The organism is Desulfoconvexum algidum (genome assembly GCF_055382125.1).
In genome coordinates this window covers 1,419,398-1,439,095 of the sequence record NZ_AP042394.1, presented here as the reverse complement: position 1 = coordinate 1,439,095, position 19,698 = coordinate 1,419,398, and the positions used below count along the sequence as shown (strand labels likewise).

At 47.7% G+C, this 19,698-nt stretch carries 16 protein-coding genes and 1 pseudogene; 3 read left to right on the top strand and 14 right to left on the bottom strand.

Annotated elements, in window-relative coordinates:
• Nucleotides 1–3: 3 nt before the first annotated feature.
• The 14 genes and pseudogenes from ACZ45G_RS06520 to ACZ45G_RS06455 form a co-directional block, all read right to left on the bottom strand.
• A complete protein-coding gene (locus ACZ45G_RS06520; protein WP_464176214.1) occupies nucleotides 4–609 on the bottom strand; it encodes a 2Fe-2S iron-sulfur cluster-binding protein in 606 nt (201 codons plus the stop codon).
• The gene (locus ACZ45G_RS06515) at nucleotides 602–2,581 is read right to left on the bottom strand and encodes an NADH-ubiquinone oxidoreductase-F iron-sulfur binding region domain-containing protein (RefSeq protein ID WP_464176212.1); all 1,980 of its coding nucleotides are present in this window, start codon (nucleotides 2,579–2,581) and stop codon (nucleotides 602–604) included. Before ACZ45G_RS06515 ends, ACZ45G_RS06520 begins: the two co-directional genes overlap by 8 nt.
• A 9-nt stretch (nucleotides 2,582–2,590) precedes the next feature.
• On the bottom strand, nucleotides 2,591–3,163 hold the full coding sequence (locus ACZ45G_RS06510) for a complex I 24 kDa subunit family protein (protein WP_464176210.1): 573 nt from the start codon (nucleotides 3,161–3,163) through the stop codon (nucleotides 2,591–2,593).
• Nucleotides 3,164–3,186: 23 nt separating this feature from the next.
• Nucleotides 3,187–3,336, bottom strand: coding sequence for a helix-turn-helix domain-containing protein (locus ACZ45G_RS06505; RefSeq protein ID WP_464179887.1), 150 nt, complete (start codon nucleotides 3,334–3,336; stop codon nucleotides 3,187–3,189).
• A 228-nt stretch (nucleotides 3,337–3,564) separates the two neighbouring features.
• Nucleotides 3,565–3,885, bottom strand: a pseudogene (locus tag ACZ45G_RS06500) (hydrogenase iron-sulfur subunit); the annotation flags it as partial.
• Nucleotides 3,886–4,053: 168 nt separating this feature from the next.
• Entirely contained in the window at nucleotides 4,054–6,909 is a 2,856-nt protein-coding gene (locus tag ACZ45G_RS06495; protein WP_464176208.1) for an FAD-dependent oxidoreductase, read from the bottom strand.
• A 51-nt stretch (nucleotides 6,910–6,960) separates the two neighbouring features.
• Nucleotides 6,961–7,203, bottom strand: coding sequence for an FAD-dependent oxidoreductase (locus ACZ45G_RS06490; RefSeq protein WP_464176206.1), 243 nt, complete (start codon nucleotides 7,201–7,203; stop codon nucleotides 6,961–6,963).
• A gap of 137 nt (nucleotides 7,204–7,340) precedes the next feature.
• Nucleotides 7,341–8,495, bottom strand: coding sequence for a (Fe-S)-binding protein (locus ACZ45G_RS06485; protein ID WP_464176204.1), 1,155 nt, complete (start codon nucleotides 8,493–8,495; stop codon nucleotides 7,341–7,343).
• 35 nt (nucleotides 8,496–8,530) lie between these two features.
• Nucleotides 8,531–9,085, bottom strand: a complete 555-nt coding sequence (locus tag ACZ45G_RS06480; protein WP_464176202.1) for a 4Fe-4S dicluster domain-containing protein — start codon at nucleotides 9,083–9,085, stop codon at nucleotides 8,531–8,533.
• A 57-nt stretch (nucleotides 9,086–9,142) separates the two neighbouring features.
• Nucleotides 9,143–11,134 (bottom strand): aldehyde ferredoxin oxidoreductase N-terminal domain-containing protein, encoded by a 1,992-nt coding sequence (locus tag ACZ45G_RS06475; protein ID WP_464176200.1) that lies wholly within the window; start codon nucleotides 11,132–11,134, stop codon nucleotides 9,143–9,145.
• A gap of 376 nt (nucleotides 11,135–11,510) precedes the next feature.
• Nucleotides 11,511–12,647, bottom strand: coding sequence for a 6-oxocyclohex-1-ene-1-carbonyl-CoA hydratase (oah, locus tag ACZ45G_RS06470; protein WP_464176198.1), 1,137 nt, complete (start codon nucleotides 12,645–12,647; stop codon nucleotides 11,511–11,513).
• A gap of 66 nt (nucleotides 12,648–12,713) precedes the next feature.
• Nucleotides 12,714–13,463 carry an SDR family NAD(P)-dependent oxidoreductase gene (locus ACZ45G_RS06465; protein ID WP_464176196.1) on the bottom strand — a complete coding sequence of 250 codons (750 nt, stop codon included), beginning with the start codon at nucleotides 13,461–13,463 and terminating at the stop codon, nucleotides 12,714–12,716.
• A gap of 21 nt (nucleotides 13,464–13,484) precedes the next feature.
• Nucleotides 13,485–14,597 (bottom strand): 6-hydroxycyclohex-1-ene-1-carbonyl-CoA dehydrogenase, encoded by a 1,113-nt coding sequence (gene had, locus ACZ45G_RS06460; RefSeq protein ID WP_464176194.1) that lies wholly within the window; start codon nucleotides 14,595–14,597, stop codon nucleotides 13,485–13,487.
• A 66-nt stretch (nucleotides 14,598–14,663) separates the two neighbouring features.
• On the bottom strand, nucleotides 14,664–14,843 hold the full coding sequence (locus tag ACZ45G_RS06455; protein ID WP_464176192.1) for a DUF2080 family transposase-associated protein: 180 nt from the start codon (nucleotides 14,841–14,843) through the stop codon (nucleotides 14,664–14,666).
• 246 nt (nucleotides 14,844–15,089) lie between these two features.
• Here ACZ45G_RS06455 and ACZ45G_RS06450 point away from each other — a divergent pair, with 246 nt between their 5' ends.
• The 3 genes from ACZ45G_RS06450 (at nucleotide 15,090) to ACZ45G_RS06440 (ending at nucleotide 19,597) form a co-directional block, all read left to right on the top strand.
• Entirely contained in the window at nucleotides 15,090–17,030 is a 1,941-nt protein-coding gene (locus ACZ45G_RS06450; protein WP_464176190.1) for a sensor histidine kinase, read from the top strand.
• A 3-nt stretch (nucleotides 17,031–17,033) separates the two neighbouring features.
• A complete protein-coding gene (betB, locus tag ACZ45G_RS06445) occupies nucleotides 17,034–18,494 on the top strand; it encodes a betaine-aldehyde dehydrogenase (RefSeq protein WP_464176188.1) in 1,461 nt (486 codons plus the stop codon).
• A 326-nt stretch (nucleotides 18,495–18,820) separates the two neighbouring features.
• Nucleotides 18,821–19,597 carry a FadR/GntR family transcriptional regulator gene (locus ACZ45G_RS06440; protein WP_464176186.1) on the top strand — a complete coding sequence of 259 codons (777 nt, stop codon included), beginning with the start codon at nucleotides 18,821–18,823 and terminating at the stop codon, nucleotides 19,595–19,597.
• Nucleotides 19,598–19,698: the final 101 nt, after the last annotated feature.

Sequence of the window (19,698 nt, the reverse complement as noted above, 5' to 3'; positions counted from 1 at the left end):
TTTTTATTCTCCTCCTGGTTTAACTGGCGGAAATGAAAGGGCCTGGGCTAAAACAAAGGCGGCCTGGAGATAGGATGTCGGGCAAAGCGGAAAACATTCCTTACAGTCATTGCACTCAACGGCCGCTATCTCGGGAATAAAACTGATCTCTTTGTTGATGCCTCTGTCAACAAACCCAATGGCGTTCTTGCCCTTCACCTCATTACAATATCTGACACATAGACCGCAATGGATACAAAAGGAGGTATCTTGTTCATACCGGTCTTTATCCGCACCATATTCTTCGGCAAGTTTAACCAATTCCGGAGCCTCGGGGGCATGGGCCATGAGAAGTTCTATGATAGTTTTCCGGATTCTATCGATTTTTTCCGACCTTGTCGTGACCTTTATATTTTCTGCCACCGGATAAACACAGGAAACAACCATTTTTGTCCATCCCCGTTCTTCAACTTCCACGATGCACAGCCGGCATCCCCCAAAGGGTTCCAGTTTCTCGTGGTAGCACAGGGAGGGGATATAAATTCCTTCTGCCCGGGCTGCCTCAAGGATGGTTTTTCCTTTGGCTGCTTTCACTTTTTTCCCATCAATCTCAAATTGGACTTCACTCATTTTTACCTGCTTTCCCCTGGTTTTTTTTAGGGCTTTCTTTGGGGTCTCGTTTGGAGTCTGGTTTGGTTATAATTCTTTTTTCCTGGGCAAGGGGAGCCGGAACCGGCACTCCTGAGATCTTGGTCACGGCACCAAATTTTGCGGGACAGACTTCAAAGCAGGTGCCGCAATTGGTGCAAAGTTCCTGGTCAATGATATGGATGATTTTCTTATCCCCGTCAATGGCACCGGCAGGACATTTCTTACGGCATATCCCGCAGGCCAGGCATTTATCAGGATCAATATAAAAGGAGATCAGCGCTTTACAGGCCAAGGCAGGACATCGTTTCTCCCGAATATGGGCTTCATACTCCTCTCGAAAATAGCGCAACGTGCTTAAAAAAGGATTAGGAGCACTCTTGCCAAGGGCGCAAAGGGAGGCTTCAACCGCTGTCTCGGAAAGTTCCTCTAAAAGTTCTATGTCCCCTTCTTTTCCCCTTCCCTGGGTAATATTGGTTAAAATCCTGTCCATCTGCCGCAACCCTTCGCGGCAGGGCACACATTTACCGCAGGATTCATCCGTAAGAAAATGGATAAAATACCGGGCAACATCCACCATACAGGTGTCTTCATCCAATACGATCATACCGCCGGAGCCCATCATGGAACCGGCCTGGGTCAGTTCATCAAACCCCACCTGCAAATCCAGTTGGTCTTCGGGAATACATCCGCCGGAAGGCCCCCCTGTCTGTACGGCTTTAAACTTTTTACCATCCGGGATGCCGCCGCCGATTTTATAGATAATATCCCTGAGAGTCATGCCCATGGGCACTTCCACAAGACCGGTATTGGTGATCTTACCCACCAGGGAGAAGATCTTGGTTCCCTTGCTGGAATCGGTTCCAACCGTATTAAACCAGTCCGCCCCGCGATTAATGATATGGGGAACATTGGCCCAGGTTTCAACATTGTTCAAAACAGAAGGCCTGTTCCAAAGGCCCTTGATGTTGGATCGGGTGTACTTGGGTCTGGGTTCTCCGGCTCTGCCTTCCAATGAGGTCATCAAGGCTGTGGATTCACCGCAGACAAAGGCCCCTGCCCCCTGGTGAACCATCACCTTAAAGTCGAACCCGGACCCCAGGATATTTTCCCCGAGCAGCCCATAGCTTTCGGCCTGTTTTATGGCAAGGTTGATATTTTCCACGGCCAGGGGGTATTCCTGGCGAACATAAAAATACCCTTCATGGGAGGCAATGGCATATCCGCCCAGGATGAGCCCTTCCAAAATCGAATGGGGATTTCCTTCCAGAAGCGCCCTGTCCATAAAGGCTCCGGGATCCCCCTCATCGGCATTGACAATGACATATTTGATGGGTTCCTCAGCATTTCTTGAGCCTTCCCATTTGCGGCCCGCAGGAAAACCTGCCCCGCCGCGGCCCCGCAGATTGGAGCGTTTAACTTCCTCGAGCACCTCAACATCTGTCATCTGGGACAGTGCTTTGGTCAGGGCAGTGTATCCGCCAAGGGCCAGGTAGTCATCAATACTCTTGGAATCAATCTTGATATTATTGCAAAGAACGGTCCGTTCCTGGGCTTTATAAAAGGAGATATCATATTCATGGACAGCCCGGACACCGGTCACAGGATCCTTAAAAAGCAGCCGTTCAACGACCTTATTCTCCTTAATGGTCTGGGAAACAATCTCGGGAACATCCGTGGGCTTCACCCCAAGATAACAAATTTCCTCAGGATAGATGACCACAACCGGCCCCTGCTCACAAAATCCCGGGCACCCGGTTCCTTTGGTGTCCACCTTTGCCGTTAATCCCTGGCTTTCGATCTCAGCTTTAAAGGCTTCTATGACTTCAGCGGCCCCGGAAGCGATACAACCGGCCCCGGCACAAATGGAGATACAAGGCTTTTTTGGGTCTCTTTTAGACACTAATTCCTGTCTGAAACCCTCTAATTCTTCAGGCGTATTTAACCGCGGCATAATTTTCCCCTACTCATAAATTTTTAACACTTCCGACGCTTTAACCGGTGACATTTTACCGTGAACCTTGCCGTCAACTTCCATCACAGGTCCCAACGCACAGCAACCAAGGCAATTAACAGTTTCCAGGCTAAATTTCAACTCCAGATCTGTTTCACCCGGTTTAATCCCGATTGCTTCCTCCACCGTGTCTAAGATACGGGTCGCCCCCCGGACATGGCAGGCCGTCCCCACACAGATGTGAACCTTATGACGTCCCTTGGGGACCAGACTAAAGGCTTTATAAAAGGTGACAATATGCTGAATGCGATTCAAGGGAACTTCCAGGCGTTCACTGACCCTTCCCAAGGCTTGCTTGGGAAGCCAGGAATTTTCACTCTGAATGTCCAACAGGACTTGAAGCAAAGCACTTGCTTCCCCCTTATGTTTGTCAATAACCCGATCAACGAGCTTTTCAAGCTGCTGGTCAATTTGCTGGCCAATTTGCTGACCAATCTTAGGGTCAATCTGCTGGCCAACCTGCTGATTAATCTGTGGGTCAACAGGCGGGTCAATTTTACTCAATTTTAAACAAGTATCCATAGCCGTTTTCCTAATATTATCCTTTACGCCAATGCGTAGCAATTGCAGGTTGTATCATACCTCACCAATCCGTGCCGGGATGAACTGATCATGTGTCTGGACACATCCGATGGGTTCAGGCCCAACTTTTGAGCGATGTCGCTGGTGGGAAGGGGTGATTCTCCTAGCAGCATCATAATCTGGCTGACGGCAAGCTTATCCCCGAATATCTCATCAAACAGCTTATTCATCTTGTCGCTTTCAAAAAACTCAATATAGGCATCCTCTGCTTTCACCGGGACCCGAAATCGCTCCCTTTCCGCAAGTCTTAGGAAAGGAACCAGTTTCCTGGCAGCATCCAGCTTGAATTTCACCGTTTCTGCATCCATCCCTTCACTGCTGCCAAGGGGTCCCAGCTCTTTTATCTGCCGGGTAAAATCATCGGTATACTCGGCCAGAAGATTGCCATCCGCCCCGGACATAAAGTTGGTTCTCAGCCGGTCCGGGTTCAGACCGATGTGTTTCAATATTCGCTTTGCAATGTAAGTATTGGCCAGGGCATCAAAATTGCCGTGGGTCACATAATTACATTCACCCAGCTTGCAGCCGCCGATAAACACGCCGTCTTGTCCATTTGAAAAGGCCCTGAGGATAAATTCCAGGTCCACTCTACCCGAACACATCACCCGAATAAACCTCATTTCATTTGCATATTGTAGTCTGGAAACTCCAGCCAGGTCAGCCGCGCCATAGGCTCACCAATGACAGACGAACCCTATTAATTTCGGTTTAAATTCAATAGCTGCACTCATTTAAGTCCACCTCCGTTATTAAAAAGGCTTTTATTTATTTTAATTCTTTTAATTCTTTTAATTATTTTCATAGGTATTATTCTTTTCAAGGCGTTATTGTTATGCCTCTTCAAACACCGCATCCATTTGCGCCTTAATATCAAGATTTGTAATGGCCGCATCAATCTGGTTGAACAAGGCATCATCGGTAAAATGTTTTAACACAATGGCGGAACTAGGGCATTTTGCATTGCACAACCCGTCTCCTTTGCAAAGGATCGGGTTCACAAAGGCTTTTTTGCCCTTTGGTGTATCCCGAAACTCGATGGCACCATAGGTACAGGCGCTAATACAGGCGCCGCAGGAAACACAGTCATATTCATTTACGATTGCCACAGATCCCGAAGCCACCACCGTATCCCTTGATAAAAGGGTTAAAACCCTGCCTGCCGCACCATAGGCCTGGTTAATGGATTCAGGTATATGTTTGGGATAATGGGCTAGCCCGCAAAGAAACACGCCATCCGTTGCAAATTCAACGGGCTTTAATTTCACATGGGCTTCCTTAAAAAAATCATCCGGGCTCAGGGTGACCTTGAAGTGTTTGGCTATTTCATGGGTTGATGCTGCCGGAATCACTGCCGCAGCAAGGGAAAGAATGTCGGCGTCCAATTCAAGGCGCTGGCCCAGGATCGGGTCGGCAACGGTGACCCGTATCATCTCTTTGCCCCCCTCTTTTACCGCTTCTACAACCGGTGGATCTTCAGGCGTATACCGAATGAACTGAACCCCGAGTTCAGAAGCTTGTCTGTAAGCATCTTCCCTAAACCCATAGGTTCGCATATCCCTGAAAAGGACATAAATCCGCATCTCGGGGTTTTTTTCTTTCAGCTCCAAGGCATTTTTTACGGCATGACTGCAGCAAACCCGTGAACAATAATTATTCTCTTCATTTCGACAGCCCACACATTGGATCATCACCAGACTCTCGGCATTGACGATGGTTTCATTCCCCTTGGCAAGTTCTTCCCCCAGATCGATGTGGGTAAAAACCTTGTCATTTTCCCCATAAAGGTATTCTTTTGGGGTATACACATCCGCACCAATGGCCAGAACCGAAGCACCATGCTTGATAACCTTAGTTTGACCTTCACTCACCAGGGTGGTGGTAAAATTGCCCAGATACCCTGCAACCTCGGTGATATTAGCTTCGTGGGAAACATGAATCAATGTGTTTTGATACACCTTGTGTATCAGGTCGTCCAGATAGGTTTGAACATCCAACCCTTCCAGGGTAGAATGTATTCTTCTGGCCATGCCCCCTAAATCTTTGGCCTTTTCCACCAGATAAACCGCGTGTCCCTGGTTTGCAATGGACAGGGCACACGTCATTCCGGCGATACCGCCCCCCACCACAAGAGCCGCCTTGTTTACCGGCAGATCAAATTCCTTTAAGGGTTTCAACTGGCTTGCCCTGGCCACAGACATCCTTACAAGATCCTTTGCCTTCTGGGTGGCCTCGTCCTTTTGTTTGGTATGGACCCAGGAGCAATGCTCCCTGATATTGGCCATCTCCAGGTAATATTGATTCAACCCCGCTTCCCTGAGGGTATCCCTGAACAAGGGTTCAAGGGTTCGAGGAGAACAGGCGGCTATGACCACCCGGTTGAGCCCTTTTTCCTGGACCAATTCTGTTATTTCCTTGGCAGAATTAGTAGCACATGAAAAAATCTGCTCCTTTGCGTAAACCACATTGGGTAAGGTTAGGGCATATTCAACCGTGGAGGGGACATTGACAACGCTTGAGATGTTTGCCCCGCAATGACAGACAAAAACCCCCACCCGAGGTTCTTCACCGGAAACATCCCGTTCTATCGGATAGGTTCTTTCCCGGGTCAGCTTTCCCCGCCGATAGTCAAGCATTTCACCGATTTGAGAACTGGCGCCGCTGGCGGTAAAAACCGATTCGGGTATGTCTGTGGGTCCCTGGAAGGCACCGCTGACAAAAATCCCGGGCCGAGTTGTCTGGATCGGATTGCTCGAATCCGCCTCACAAAATCCGTGGGCGTTCAGGTCAATCCCAAATTTTTCTGAGATTTCCTTGTAGGCCTTGGGCGGATTCAATCCCACCGAGAGGACGACCATATCAAATTCTTCGCGTTTAACCCCGTCAGCGGGAGTGGCATATCTGACAATCACACTTTTTTTGTCCGGGATTTCCCGTTCGATGGAGGCATAACTTCTGATAAACTCCACCCCGGGCAAGGCTTCCGCCCTCTGGAAGTATCGCTCAAAATCCTTGCCAAAGGATCGGATATCATTGTGAAATATGGTACATTCGGCATCTTCGTAGTGATGTTTTGTTAAAATCACCTGTTTTTGGGTATAGGTGCAGCAGACCCCGGAGCAATAGCTGTTATCCCCTTCTGTCACCCGTCTGGACCCCACACACTGAATCCAGGCGATTTTTTTGGGATGTTTTTTATCCGACCCCCTTAAAACCTCTCCTTCATAGGGACCTGTGGAGGAAAGGAGCCGTTCATAGTCCATGCTGGTGACAACATTATCCATGATTTTATAGCCATACTCATCTTTCACCGAAGGATCAAAGGGCGTGATCCCCGAGGACAGAATTATGGCACCGACATTTATCTGGGTTTTCTTGGGTGTTTGCCGAAAATCGATGGCCCCTGTCTGGCAGACACTGCTGCAGATATCACATTTACCGTCTTTAAGCCGTAGACATGAATCATCAATATAGGCCACCAGGGGAATTGCCTGGGAGAAGAAAACGTGGACGGCTTTATTGTCTGATATCCCCTGATTAAATGTGTCCGGGTATGATACCGGGCAATAGGTCATACAGGTGGTACACCCCGTGCACTTTTCCTCAATGATGTATCGGGGACGGGTTTTAAGGCTTACCTGAAAATCCCCTTTTTCCCCTTCCACTGTTTCTACTTCAGTGAATGTCAAAATCTCTATGTTCGGATGCCGGCCGACCTCGACCAGTTTAGGAGAGAGAATTCACATGGAGCAATCATTGGTGGGAAAGGTCTTGTCCAGCTGAGCCATGTGGCCGCCGATACTCGGTCCCTTTTCCACCATATACACCTTGAACCCTGCCGTGGCAAGGTCAAGGGAGGCCTGAATACCGCTGACCCCTCCGCCAACCACCATAACGTCTCCAAAGTTTTTCTTGTCCCCCATGGAAATAAGACTATCAGAAAACTCTTGAATTACTTCTTTTGGCAATACGTCATTTCCCACTTTCTCTTCTCCTCGTCATATATTTACGGTCTGCTCTGTCTCAAACCGCGTGTACTCAATCACTTTAAACCCATCGTCAAATCCATCGGCAAATCCATCATATAGAGCATATCTCCATGGGAGATCACTCTAACATATCACGCTAACATATCACTGATAATTTCCGTGATGTCCTTGACCTCTATAACCTCTTCAAACTCCAGGTTAAGGCGGCTTTCCTCAAAGTTGGTGATACAATAGGGGCAGGATGTCGCAAGAACCTGGGCGCCCACCTCATTGGCCTGCTTTAACCTTATATCGGAAAATCTTTCTTCCTGGGGGGTATCCATCCAGATTCTGCCGCCGCCACCACCGCAGCATAGACTGTTTTTGCCATGGGCCTCCATCTCAACGAATTCCAATCCGGGAATTTTTTTCAACACCTCCCGGGGTTCGTCGTAAATCCCGTTGTGGCGCCCAAGGTAGCAGGGATCATGGTAGGTGACCTTCTTTGCATATTCCCCTTTCAGCGGTAACCGTCCTTCGTCCATCAATTCCAATAAATATTGGTTGATATGAACCACCTCAAAGTAGACCATGAATTCGGGGTATTCATTTTTAAAGGTGTGATAACAATGGGGGGAAGAAACAATGATCTTTTTTACCCCGTTGTCGATAAAGGTTTTAATATTTTGTCTGGCCAGATTTTTAAAGACTTCTTCGCTGCCCGTCTTTCGAATACTTTCTCCACAACAGCTTTCCTTGTCTCCTAAGATGCCAAATTTCACCCCTGCTTTCTTTAGAATATTAGCAGTGGCAGTGGCCACTCGTTTCATTCTCGGGTCATAGCTGAAATAACACCCGACAAAGTATAGGGCGTCCATCCCTTCTGCATAGGGTTTTATCGCCAGATCCTTTGCCCAGTCAGCGCGTTTCCCCCGATCTCCCTGCAGGGGATTGCCTTCGGAGATCAGGCTGGCCCTTGCCGTCCGGACCGGTTTAACCGAAGGCGGGAAAAGTTCATATTCCGTTGCAACCCTTCGCAGGGCCACGACAATATCAATCTGTTTGACCCCCCGCGGGCATTGAGCCGGACAGGTTCCGCAGGTGGTGCAGCGCCAGATATCTTCACCTTCTACTTCACTTAAACCAAAGGCTGCCTCCCGGATTAATTTGCGCATGCTAAACGTTCGAACCTGATTCCAGGGGCAAACCGTATCACACAATCCGCATTGAAAGCATAACTTAAAGATGTCTCCGCCAGCATCATTTATCTCGTCTATTACTTCTAGGAAGGGGGCTATAGTTTCCACTGTCTATCCTTTTTTAGCCTTAATGGTTTGGCCTTTTAGTCTTTATCGTTCATCCGGGCAACGGCATCCATTATCTTGTCCATGCCAAACTTGTCTGCCAATGATTCCAAACCGATGGCAAGGTCTTCCTGGTCAATTGATTCCTCTTCGTCTTCAACATCCACTTCTCTTTCTTCCAGGATCAATGCATCATGCATGCACCATTTTACACACAAGGGCTCTTCTTCGCCTTCGCACATGTCGCATTTGAGGGGCAACCCGGAATCGGGTTCCTTGAACTCGTCCCTTGAGGGGCAGGAGGCCCGGCAAAAGGCACACTCGTCGTATTCCTTCCCGTCAATGGTGTATTTATCCCTGCCGGCACACTCAGCCACCGTATATTCTCCTGCATAAACAGGCACATACAAATCTCTCAACGGTTCCCGGATGATCCGGATACGAGAACGGGCAGGATTATTAGAGCTATACTTGGGCACCGCATGAAAGGCAGAGCAGATCATCTCACAGGCCCGGCAACCATTGCATTTATCAACATCAATCCGAATTGTTTTGATTATTTTCTTTTGCTTTTCTTTTGTATTACCAGTCAAGGCTTGTTCCCTCCACTCTTAATGGGTCCATTCTAATGGGTCTTATTTTGATATATCTTATTTTTCGGGTGCCGTTTCTTTGACATTGTCCTCTGCCTTCAAAATTCCTCTTTCCAGAAATTCATCCGCCACGTAACCAAGGCCCAGTTCATGTAAGGCTTCCTTGGTGGGAATCCCATCGTCATTCCATCCCTTGAATTTGTAATAGGTGTCCAGCAGCTCCTTTTCAAGTTCAGGGAACCTCTTTTTCCAATGGTCCTCGGGCGGTGCTTCATCTTTTCGTCTCATGCCGCGTCTGGTATTGAAGGCGCGAATAAGGGTCCTGTAACGCTTTGCAGCCTGGGAAAGCAAATCTTCATCCATCTCAATTCCGGCCCCGGCGGATATAAATTTCGGGTAATTGTGGATGTGATAGGGCGGTTTTAAAGGAAAGGAGGAAAGCCCTGCACACTGGCCAAGGGCATCATCGATGTAGTGCATCCGCTCCATCCAGTCAACAATCTCACAACACATATCAACCGTTGGGTAAAAGGGCATGGAGTTTTCTCCCCGGGGCTCCCAGTCCAGAAAATATTGTTTGAATTTTTCATCGGGCACTTGGATCCAGTCTTTTACAAATGCTTCCCTGTGCTCCAGCTTGGGATAAGGGGCTTGTGGGAACTGCCCTTCAATCTGGGTAATGTTCATCTTTTCACCGGTACAATACATGAGATAATAGAGGGGGTTGAGCATGGACAACTTGAGGGGCAGCTGTTCAATTTTCTTGATATTATTGTGGGCAAAAGCCTCAGCTCCCTTGCCGATCTTCTTAGCGGCCCTGTATGTTCCTTCTGCCAGCACATCCCCGATGCCTTCCCGGTTCACAATCATATCCAGCAGGTAATAAAATTTTCCTTCATTGTCTTCGGGAAGCCCTGGAAAATCCGCAGGGCTTAAGATTCCCTCTTCGAGAAGCTCAAGGGCAAAGGCCATGACCTGGGGAGCAGAAAATCCGTCCACCCCGTATTCAGTAGCCTTCTGGGCGATTCTCAATCCAAAATCAAGGTCTGAAAAAGCCCCCATTGTATAGGTGAGTTTTGTAAAGCATTTCATCATATAGGTGGGCAGGCCCGGCATGGAAATGGTTGCCCCGCATGTCATGGGACAATTGTAGCAGGAGATCAGCCGGGTCCTTGCATTTTCCATTGTTGTAAGCCAGTCCCTTGCGACCTCATCGGTCCAGAACCCTTTTCGCCGGGTTCTCGAATTGCCCCACATAAAATTTTCCGTGTGCCATTTCTCATCATGGACTTTCATCTCCTGGGGGGAACCAAGGCCGGCCAATATGGGCATGACACCGGGAATGGGATTGTCGTTGCGAAGTTTTATATATTCCATGACCTCGTTGGTCAGCGCCATGAATTCCTCGGGCTTTGCAATATAAAGATCCTTTGTGCCCCGCACAACAACGGCCTTCACCCCTTTGTCTCCCATGACAGCACCGATGCCGCCCCGACTGGCACTGGATCTGCCCTGTTCGATGGAGGCATAGAAAACCCTGTTTTCACCGGCCTTGCCAATGGCAGCCACCTGGGCTTTGGGTTGTTTCAACTCTCGTCGAATCAGTTCAGCGGTTTCAATGGATCCCTTTCCCTTTAAATGGGAGGCATCCCTCAATTCCACCTTGTCATTATTAATATACAGATAAACCAGTTTTTTAGACTTTCCCCTCAAGACCACCTTGTCAAGCCCTGCATACTTGAGCTCCGGTGCAAAAAAACCGCCCATCATGGAAAATGCCATTAAATTGGTCTGGGGAGAGATGGTGGAAACAATGGTACGGTTACACCCCACCGCCGGTGTTCCGCACAGAAGTCCGGCTGCAAAAATCAACAGGTTCTCAGGAGAAAAAGCATCCGCCTCGGGAGGAACCCTGTCCCATAATAGTTTGGCATTGGTACCCAAACCGCCCAGATAAAGCTCGGTGTCCCTGGGGTCCGTTGCGACCTTCTCAATATTTCCCCGGGTTAAATCGATTTCCAGGTTAAACCCTGTCTCTGCATACCTCATTTTTTTCCCCTTCTATATTACCTGAATCCTAAGCGTTATTTCCCATCAAAATATGCCCATAAGATCAAAGCCTCGTAAGCCACCAAAGACGATCTCCCAAAGCCGATCCAATTATTGTCATTTGGCACAATGTAACTATATATAAGCTATAATATAACTATGTGTCAAGGAGAAATCAGCAATTTTTTGCAAATGAAATTGTCCTTATTTCACCCCGGGGACAAAGGGTAGAATATCAAGCGCCATGGGGGTTTCAATCTCCTGAGACCCCCTATTTTTTTCACCCTGTCCAAAGTTTATGGTTCAACCCCATAACATTGGAGTTGAACCATAAATTATCCGTTCAAATATTTGATAATTAACACCTCTTTGTGCCTTATTCTTTGGGTTTTCCCATGACACTTTCAAACATGTCGTCATCCCACATCTGGGAATCCGCTATATTTTGACGAAATTGGATAAAATCAACGGTATTCTGGCCCGTAATTTTCTTGGTATTGAAGGCGCCAAATCCCAGGAATGCTTCACCCCCCATGTTAGCCGCCAGCCAATGCCGGTGATCATTTTTCATTGTGTCCCAGAAAAATTTCTTTTTCTGGCGGATACCGTCAATGGATTTAATCAGGCAGCCGGGGAAGAGATTTGCAAATTTCCAAATCACATCGTTCACTTCCTTATCAAGCAATTCAAAATCCGAATTGGCCTGGTGCTGTTTAATAAGGGCCCGGCCATCTTTGAGTTCCTGACCGGATTTAGATTCGCCGTATACTATTTCACCATCTGCCACATATTTATCCGTGATGATGGTGGGATTTCTAACCCATTCACCATCTATTTTAAGAACGGGAACCACCTTGGAGAGCATCCCCTTTGCCTTCATCTTATAAGCGGACCACATTTCACAGGATACGCAGTTCCACATGGCATCTTCAGCCGTCAAAAACCAGGGAAGAAAATCTGAAGAACCACCAGCAGGAGCAGACCCGTGTTTGGGTCCGGCCTGGCCGAAAATGGCCAGATCAGACGAAACCGCGATATCACAGGCAAGCCCGATTTCCTGGCCGCCGGCCACCCGCATGCCGTTTATCCGGCAGACAACCGGTTTTTTACAGGCAAGGATAGAATCTACCATGTGGTTAAAAAGATCTATGTACTGGCCATATTCATCACATCTTTTGGAATAGAACTCAGAATATTCCTTGGTGTTTCCACCGGTGCAAAAGGCATAGGGGCCTACAGCTGTGAAGACAACGGCCACGACACTTCTGTCCAGGGAAGCATTTTCAAATCCAGCAATAACCCCTTTTACCATGTCTGTGGTATAGGAATTAAACTGTTTGGGGTTGTTCAGGGTAACCCAGGCCACAAACAATTTATCCGTCACATTTCCCTGGGGATCTGTTAACGGTTTTTTCTCGTAAATAACGCCGGGGGCTTCTGTTCCCCAATGGGGGTTTCTATGCAATGCATGATCCTTTGGCTCATTATCCCTTGGCATCCACTCAAGACTCATTTTAACTCTCCTTTGTTTATCGGGTATCTAGTGTTTCTCATTTCCGGTTTACCTTTTTTTGCGGACCTAACCAATATAACCGCCATCAACTCCCAGAACCTGGCCTGTGATATAGCTGGCATCATCGGAAGCCAAAAATACAAAGGCAGGAGCTATTTCTTCAGGCTCGGCAAAACGGCCCAGCTGAATTCTGCCTTCATAGATTTTTTTCAGTTTTTCATCGGTCTGAAGCTTGCCGGTCATTTCTGTCTTTGTAATTCCGGGGCAGATCACGTTAACATTGATGCCATATCGGCCCAGCTCCCGGGAAGCTGATTTTGTGAACCCGATGATACCGGCTTTTGCAGAGGCATAGTTAATCTGACCGACCGTGCCGAAGATACCAGCCGTTGAAATCACATTAATGATCTTGCCGGATTTTTGTTCTTTCATGTGGCGGCCAGCAGCCTGTGTGGTATTAAAGGCTGCTTTTAAATGGATATCGATAATGGAATCCCAGTCTTCTTCCGTCATTTTAAGCAGCATAGAGGGCTTGGAAACACCGGCATTGTTGACAACAATATCAACCCCGCCCAATTGTTTCACACACTCTTCAACCATATTTTGTGCGCTGTTATAATTTGCAACATCCGCTGCAACCGCAACGGCTTTTCGCCCAAGTGCTTCAATCTGGGCACAGGTTTCTCGGGCCGCCGCATCATTGGAATGGTAGTTGACCAGAACATCTGCCCCCTCTTTTGCATACATCAGGGCAATGGCTTTTCCTATTCCCCTGCTCCCACCGGTAACAATGGCTTTTTTTCCTTCTAATTTCATCTTTGGTTCCTTTTGGTTTTGTTAAAAGTCAGGTATCAGTACGATTCTCTTATCAGGAGACTGTTTATGGGCTTCCTCAAAACTTTCCTGGATAGTGCTCATGGGTCGGGTCTGGACAAATTCTTCAAAATTAATTTTTTTATTGGTAACCATACTCAGCACAGATGGATAGTACTCCGGCAAACATCCCCAGGAACCAATGAGCTCTGCATCAAATGCCATGAGCCTTGAAATGGAATATTCTACCTTGTGGGGACCAAATCCCACCACCATCATTTTTCCGGTAAAACTGAGCAATGCAAGGCCCAGTTCCTGGCCGGGTTTCGTGCCGGAAACTTCAAAGATTTTCCAGCCGGTTGAGGGCAATCCATTTTCTTTTCTGAAGGCCTTAAGTTCTCCGGAAATTTCCCTGGGAGTTTTACCCATGGAATTAACCGAAAAATCGGCCCCGTTTTTTAACATGGTCTCCAAACGTTCCTGATTAATATCGATGGCAACCACCGTGGCGGCCCCCAGGGCTTTAAGAATCTGGACCATATATTGTCCCACGCCGCCAACCCCAATGACAATGACATTATCCCCTACCTGAACATCCGCTCTTTTTGCTGCCTGGAAGGGAGTTGTCGCCGCATCTGCCACAACGGCTAATTTTTCCAAAGGGATACTGCCCCGATTTCTGACTTCACAAAGGTCAATGGCAGGAACAGGAATATGGCTCGAAAAACCGCCATAGATTCCCATGCTGTTCCCGGGCATTTTTTGAGCAAGACACCGGTTTCCCCTGCCAGTTTTACACAGATGGCATTTTCTACAGGGCATGACCGCAGGAATAATGACTTCTTTACCCGTCCAGGATTCGACATCATCGGCTGCTGACACCACAACACCAGAAATTTCATGGCCAAGGGTTAAGGGCGGTTTATTCACCGTGGGAACCCCCTGATAAAAATACCCAAGGTCTGTATGGCAAACACCACAGCCCGCAACTTCAACCAGGACTTCTCCAGGCAAAAGTTCAGGGACGTCAATCTGAGTTTTTACCAATTTTCCGGGGGTGACCTCTCCTGTTTCTTTGTCCGTTTTAGAGGGGTTTACCATTTGCCAGGTCCAAATTTTTTCAGGAACATTTCCCATCTTTTTTCTCCTTTTAAACTTTAAATAAGCCTCTTTGTTAAACGAGACGAATTAGGGGTGTTTGATTCAGCATTTTACCACTTTCACCTTTGTCCCGATCCATTCCGGCGGCAGGTAAATTCTGCCACTGTTGCCACTTGAACGCACCGTCTTCTCGATCAGTTCCTCTCCATAGATTTCAAATTTCACCTTGGTGCGGGAATGAGTTTCTTCAATTTTGTCACTTTTTTTTCGATCACTGACCATAATGTGAAGCTCCTGTTGACATTAATAGCTATATCAAGGATATGAATTAGCTATTACTTAGATGTTTTATAGTTATATTACAGCTACACGTCAAGAATTTATTTGAAAAATAATTCCGGGAAGGAATCCCCTAAACAACAGGAGCCTTGTTCAATTTTCCAAATATTATATTGAAAACAGGCTCAACATCTGAGTATAAGGGTGGTATCTCAAGCAATTAACCCCAGCGTTTGTCAAGGTATATAAATGGAATTTACAGACAAAGCACCGGCCCCAAACAAGATTAAAAATCCAGAAAAAAAGACCCTGGAATTATACCAGGAAAGCCGTCTTGCCCAGGAACAGCTCAGCACACTCCTCAAATTTCTTCCCGATCCTGTCTTTGCCTTCACCCCTGACAACAAGGTTGATTATATCAATCCGGCCTTTGAACGCGTCTTTGGATGGACCCTCAAAGAGGTAAAAGGAAAAAATATCAACTTTATTCCCCATCACCTGATCCCCCAGGCAAAGAAGGGGATGAAACAATTGTTTGAAAACCTCACGGTCCATGATTTTGAAACCCAGAGATACACAAAGGACGGACGAATTCTGGACATATTGATCAATGGCGCCATCATGTATGATGACCAAAACCAACCCGCAGGACAGGTATTGATCCTGCGGGACATGACCGTTGAAAAACGGATGGCAAAAAGCAATAAGATCATGTTCAGAATCTCCAAAGCCCTGCACCAATATCAACAATTGGGGGATCTGATTCCTCTAATTAACAGGGAAATTCAAGATTTGATATCTGTGGAGGGGGCTTTCATTCTTCTGGCAGATGAATCAACAGATGAACTCTATTTTTTTTCTGCCCAATACCGGAACCGGGAATCTGAAAAAAAATTCAAAAAAATTAGATTCTCTGCCAGCAAAGGCGTGTCCGGGCGTGTATACAAAACAGGGACCCCCCTTCTTATTCCCGATGCCAGCCAATGCTCTTTTTTCCTGCGCCGGGTGGACGATGAAACAGATCTAACCACAAGGGGGATCCTGTCGGTTCCCATCAAACTCAAAGACAGGACCATTGGAGTGGTTTCCGTGGTCAATAAAAACCATGGCGATTTTGATACCACCGATATTGAGCTCTTAAGCATTGTGACTGCCAGCATTGCCCTGCCCATTGAAAATACCCGGATACATGAAGAATTGAGATTATCCTATGAAGAATTAAAAACACTGAACCGTGCAAAAGACAGGGTGATCAATCACCTTGCCCATGAGATCAAGACCCCTGTTTCGGTCCTGGGTGCCTCCATGAAGCTTTTATCAAAAAAATTGACGGCCCTGGGTCTTGAGAATCCATCCCTTGAAAAAATTTTCAACCGGGGCCAAAGAAATTTAAACAGAATTTTAGACATCCAGTATGAAGTAGAAGATCTCTTGCGGAAAAAAAATTTTAAAGCCCATAATCTTCTCAACAAACTTTTCGAAGCCTGTAAGGATGAACTGAGTGTCCTGGTTGAAAATGAAACAGATAACCCGGATATTGTAACCCGGGTGCACGATGCCATTGAAAGCATTTTCGGCCCCAAAAAAATCCATTCCAGATCCCTTCTTCTGGATGAATATCTGACAAAAAAAATTGAAGAACTTCGACCGGAATTCAACCATCGACACTGCCTTTTAAACACCAAAATTGCAAAAGGTGTGACCGTTTATATCCCCCCTGAAATCCTTGACACCCTCATCACCGGCATCCTGCGAAATGCCATTGAATATACCCCGGATAGGGGTAAAATTGATATTGTGTTAAACGCTGCAAAAAATTGTGCTGAATTGATTGTCACGGACCATGGCATTGGATTTACCCGGGAAAAACTTCACCTGGTATTTGAAAATTATTTCACCCCGCCTACCTCCCTGGAGTATTCAACCAAGCGCGCCTATGATTTTAATGCAGGCGGCAGGGGATTTGATCTTTTAAGAATCAAACTTTTTTCAGAACAATACCATTTTCAAATCCGGATCAATTCTGACCGGTGCCCTGTGATACCAACCGATGAGGATATCTGTCCCGGTGATATCAATCTCTGCTCGGCATGCAAAACCCCCAACGATTGCTTTAATTCAGGGAGAACCGCCATTCACATTAAATTTTTGTCACCTCCCCCCAACCAGACCCCTTTGAGGATTTTATAAAAAATGCAACGCCACAAAAATTACGTGAACGGAAAATATTTAGACAACCGAACAAAAGAATGCTTTGCTGTGATCAACCCAGCCACGGGAAAACAGATATACGAGGTTGAAATTGCAGACGACACCGTACTGAACGCTGCCCTGGAAAGTGCTGTGAAGGGATTCAAGGCGTGGTCGGCCATGGATACGGTTAACCGCAGCCGGATTCTCATGCGGGCCGTGTCCCTGTTAAGAGATAGAAACGATGACCTGGCAAGGATCGAGGTGATGGACACGGGAAAACCGTTCCAGGAGGCATCCACTGTGGATGTGGTTACCGGAGCTGACGTGATCGAATTTTTTGCCGGAGCCGCCCCGGGTATCTCCGGCAGCCAGCAGGACCTGGGTCGAGACTTTTACTATACCCGCCGGGAACCCTTGGGGGTATGTGCCGGTATCGGTGCCTGGAACTATCCGCTGCAGATCGCCTGCTGGAAGGCAGGTCCTGCCCTGGCCTGCGGCAACAGCATGATTTTCAAGCCCTCGGAGGAAACACCCCTGGGCGCATTAAAGCTTGCCGAAATATTCACCCAAGTGGGTGTGCCCGACGGGGTTTTTAACGTGGTCCAGGGTGCGGCCACAGTGGGCCAATGGCTCACCGCCTGCCCGGGCATTGAAAAAATCTCATTTACCGGAGAAGTTGGCACCGGCAAAAAGATCATGGCCAGCGCCGCCTCAACCCTCAAGGATGTCACCATGGAACTTGGCGGGAAATCTCCGCTGATCATTTTTGAGGACGCGGATGTGGACCAGGCTGTCAGCGCGGCCATGCTGGGCAATTTTTACACCCAGGGTGAGGTCTGTACCAACGGGACCCGGGTTTTTGTCCACACCTCCATACGGGAAAAATTTCTGGAACAACTACTGGCCCGGACCCGGGCCAATATCAAGATGGGTGACCCCATGGATCCGGACACCAACTTCGGCGCTCTGATATCCAGTGAGCATAAAAAAAAGGTGTTGTCCTACATTCAAAGCGCCAAGGCAGAAGGGGCAACCCAGCAATGCGGCCACACAATGCCCACCCTGCCAAGTCAAAACCAGGAAGGGTTTTTTGTTCCCCCCACCGTGTTCACAGACTGCACCGACCAGATGACCTTTGTCCGAGAAGAGGTCTTTGGGCCGGTCATGGCTGTCCTGGATTTTGACACCGAAGCCGAGGTGATTCAAAGGGCCAATGCCACCCCCTTCGGCCTTGCTGCCGGGGTATTTACAAGGGATATCCAACGGGCCCACCGGGTAATCCACCAGCTTAAGGCAGGCATCTGCTGGGTCAATGCCTATGGTGCCTCCCCTGCCCAAATGCCCGTGGGCGGTTATAAGCAATCGGGCGTCGGCAGGGAAAACGGCTTGGAAACCATAGGGTACTATACCCAAGTTAAATCCGTGTATATGGGCATGGGACCTTTGGATTCTCCTTTTTAGGCAACAATGCCGGGGCCGGTTTTAACAGGCCGACCCGGCCCCAGACAAACACCTTTTCCCTATTTACACCACGCGTTCATCCTCCATTCCCAGGAGAAACTCCTTGACTTCATCTGGTTGGAACTGTATCTTCTTCAATGGTCGTACCAAATAAAATTAATTTCAAGCGACCCCTGACAAACGAGAATCAGAACAAAACAGACGTAACCGACAGATATAACACTTATTTTAAGGCTGTTACGGCGTATTTTTAAGATTCATCCCCCCATAAACCTGCAAAACACTCAAAGGCAAAATAGATTAATGGTAGGACATTAATGGAGAAAATGAACCAGACCCTATTTCATCCCGTGACCGGTGCCAATAAATCCGAAGCCATTGGACTGCAAATTGAAGCGGCAATTCTGGCGAAAACATTCAAACCAGGAGACAGGCTGCCCAGTGAAAGGGGACTTCAAGAAGCATTCAAGACCAGCAGAGGTTCGGTACGGGAAGCCCTAAGAACCCTAAGGCAAAAGGGAATACTTGAAGCCAAAAAAGGTGCCAAGGGCGGCTACTATATCAAAGAAGCGAATATCAACGAGGCGGTTGACAATCTGGCCGTGATGATCAAGCAGCAGGAGATGCCCCTGGGCAAACTGCTGGAGTTTCAATACGCCATGGACCAGGCAATTTTAATACCGGCCGTGGCCAATGCCTCCCAAAGCCAAATCGAACGTATGACAAAACTTGCAGACCAACTGGTCCTACGCTGCAACGAAATGACCCCGGATTTCGAACAGATCTCAAATATTGACAAGCAACTGAACCTGCTCATGGTGGAAATGGCCGACAACCCATTTTTCGAGTGGATGATGCGCTCTGTCCAGCTTACGTTCAGATCCTACGAGTTTGTGGTTTACCAGACCCCTGAGCTCCGGCTTGAAATCGCCAGAAACTGGAGAAATACAGCAAAGGCGATTCGGGATAGGGACCTGCAAAAAGCCACAAGGCTCTACGGTCACTGGTACATCCTTTTAGAGCAATGCCTTGAGGACAAATTGGGCAAGACCCTACTGCAAAAATCAGATTACCCGAGCGACACCAGCAACAGCAGAGACTGACAGGCCATTTTGGGCAATATTTTTGCCCGGGTCCCTGACAGATATACCAGAATGGGCGGCAGTTGAGGCGTTCCATCAAACCACCCATCCCAAGAAGGAGT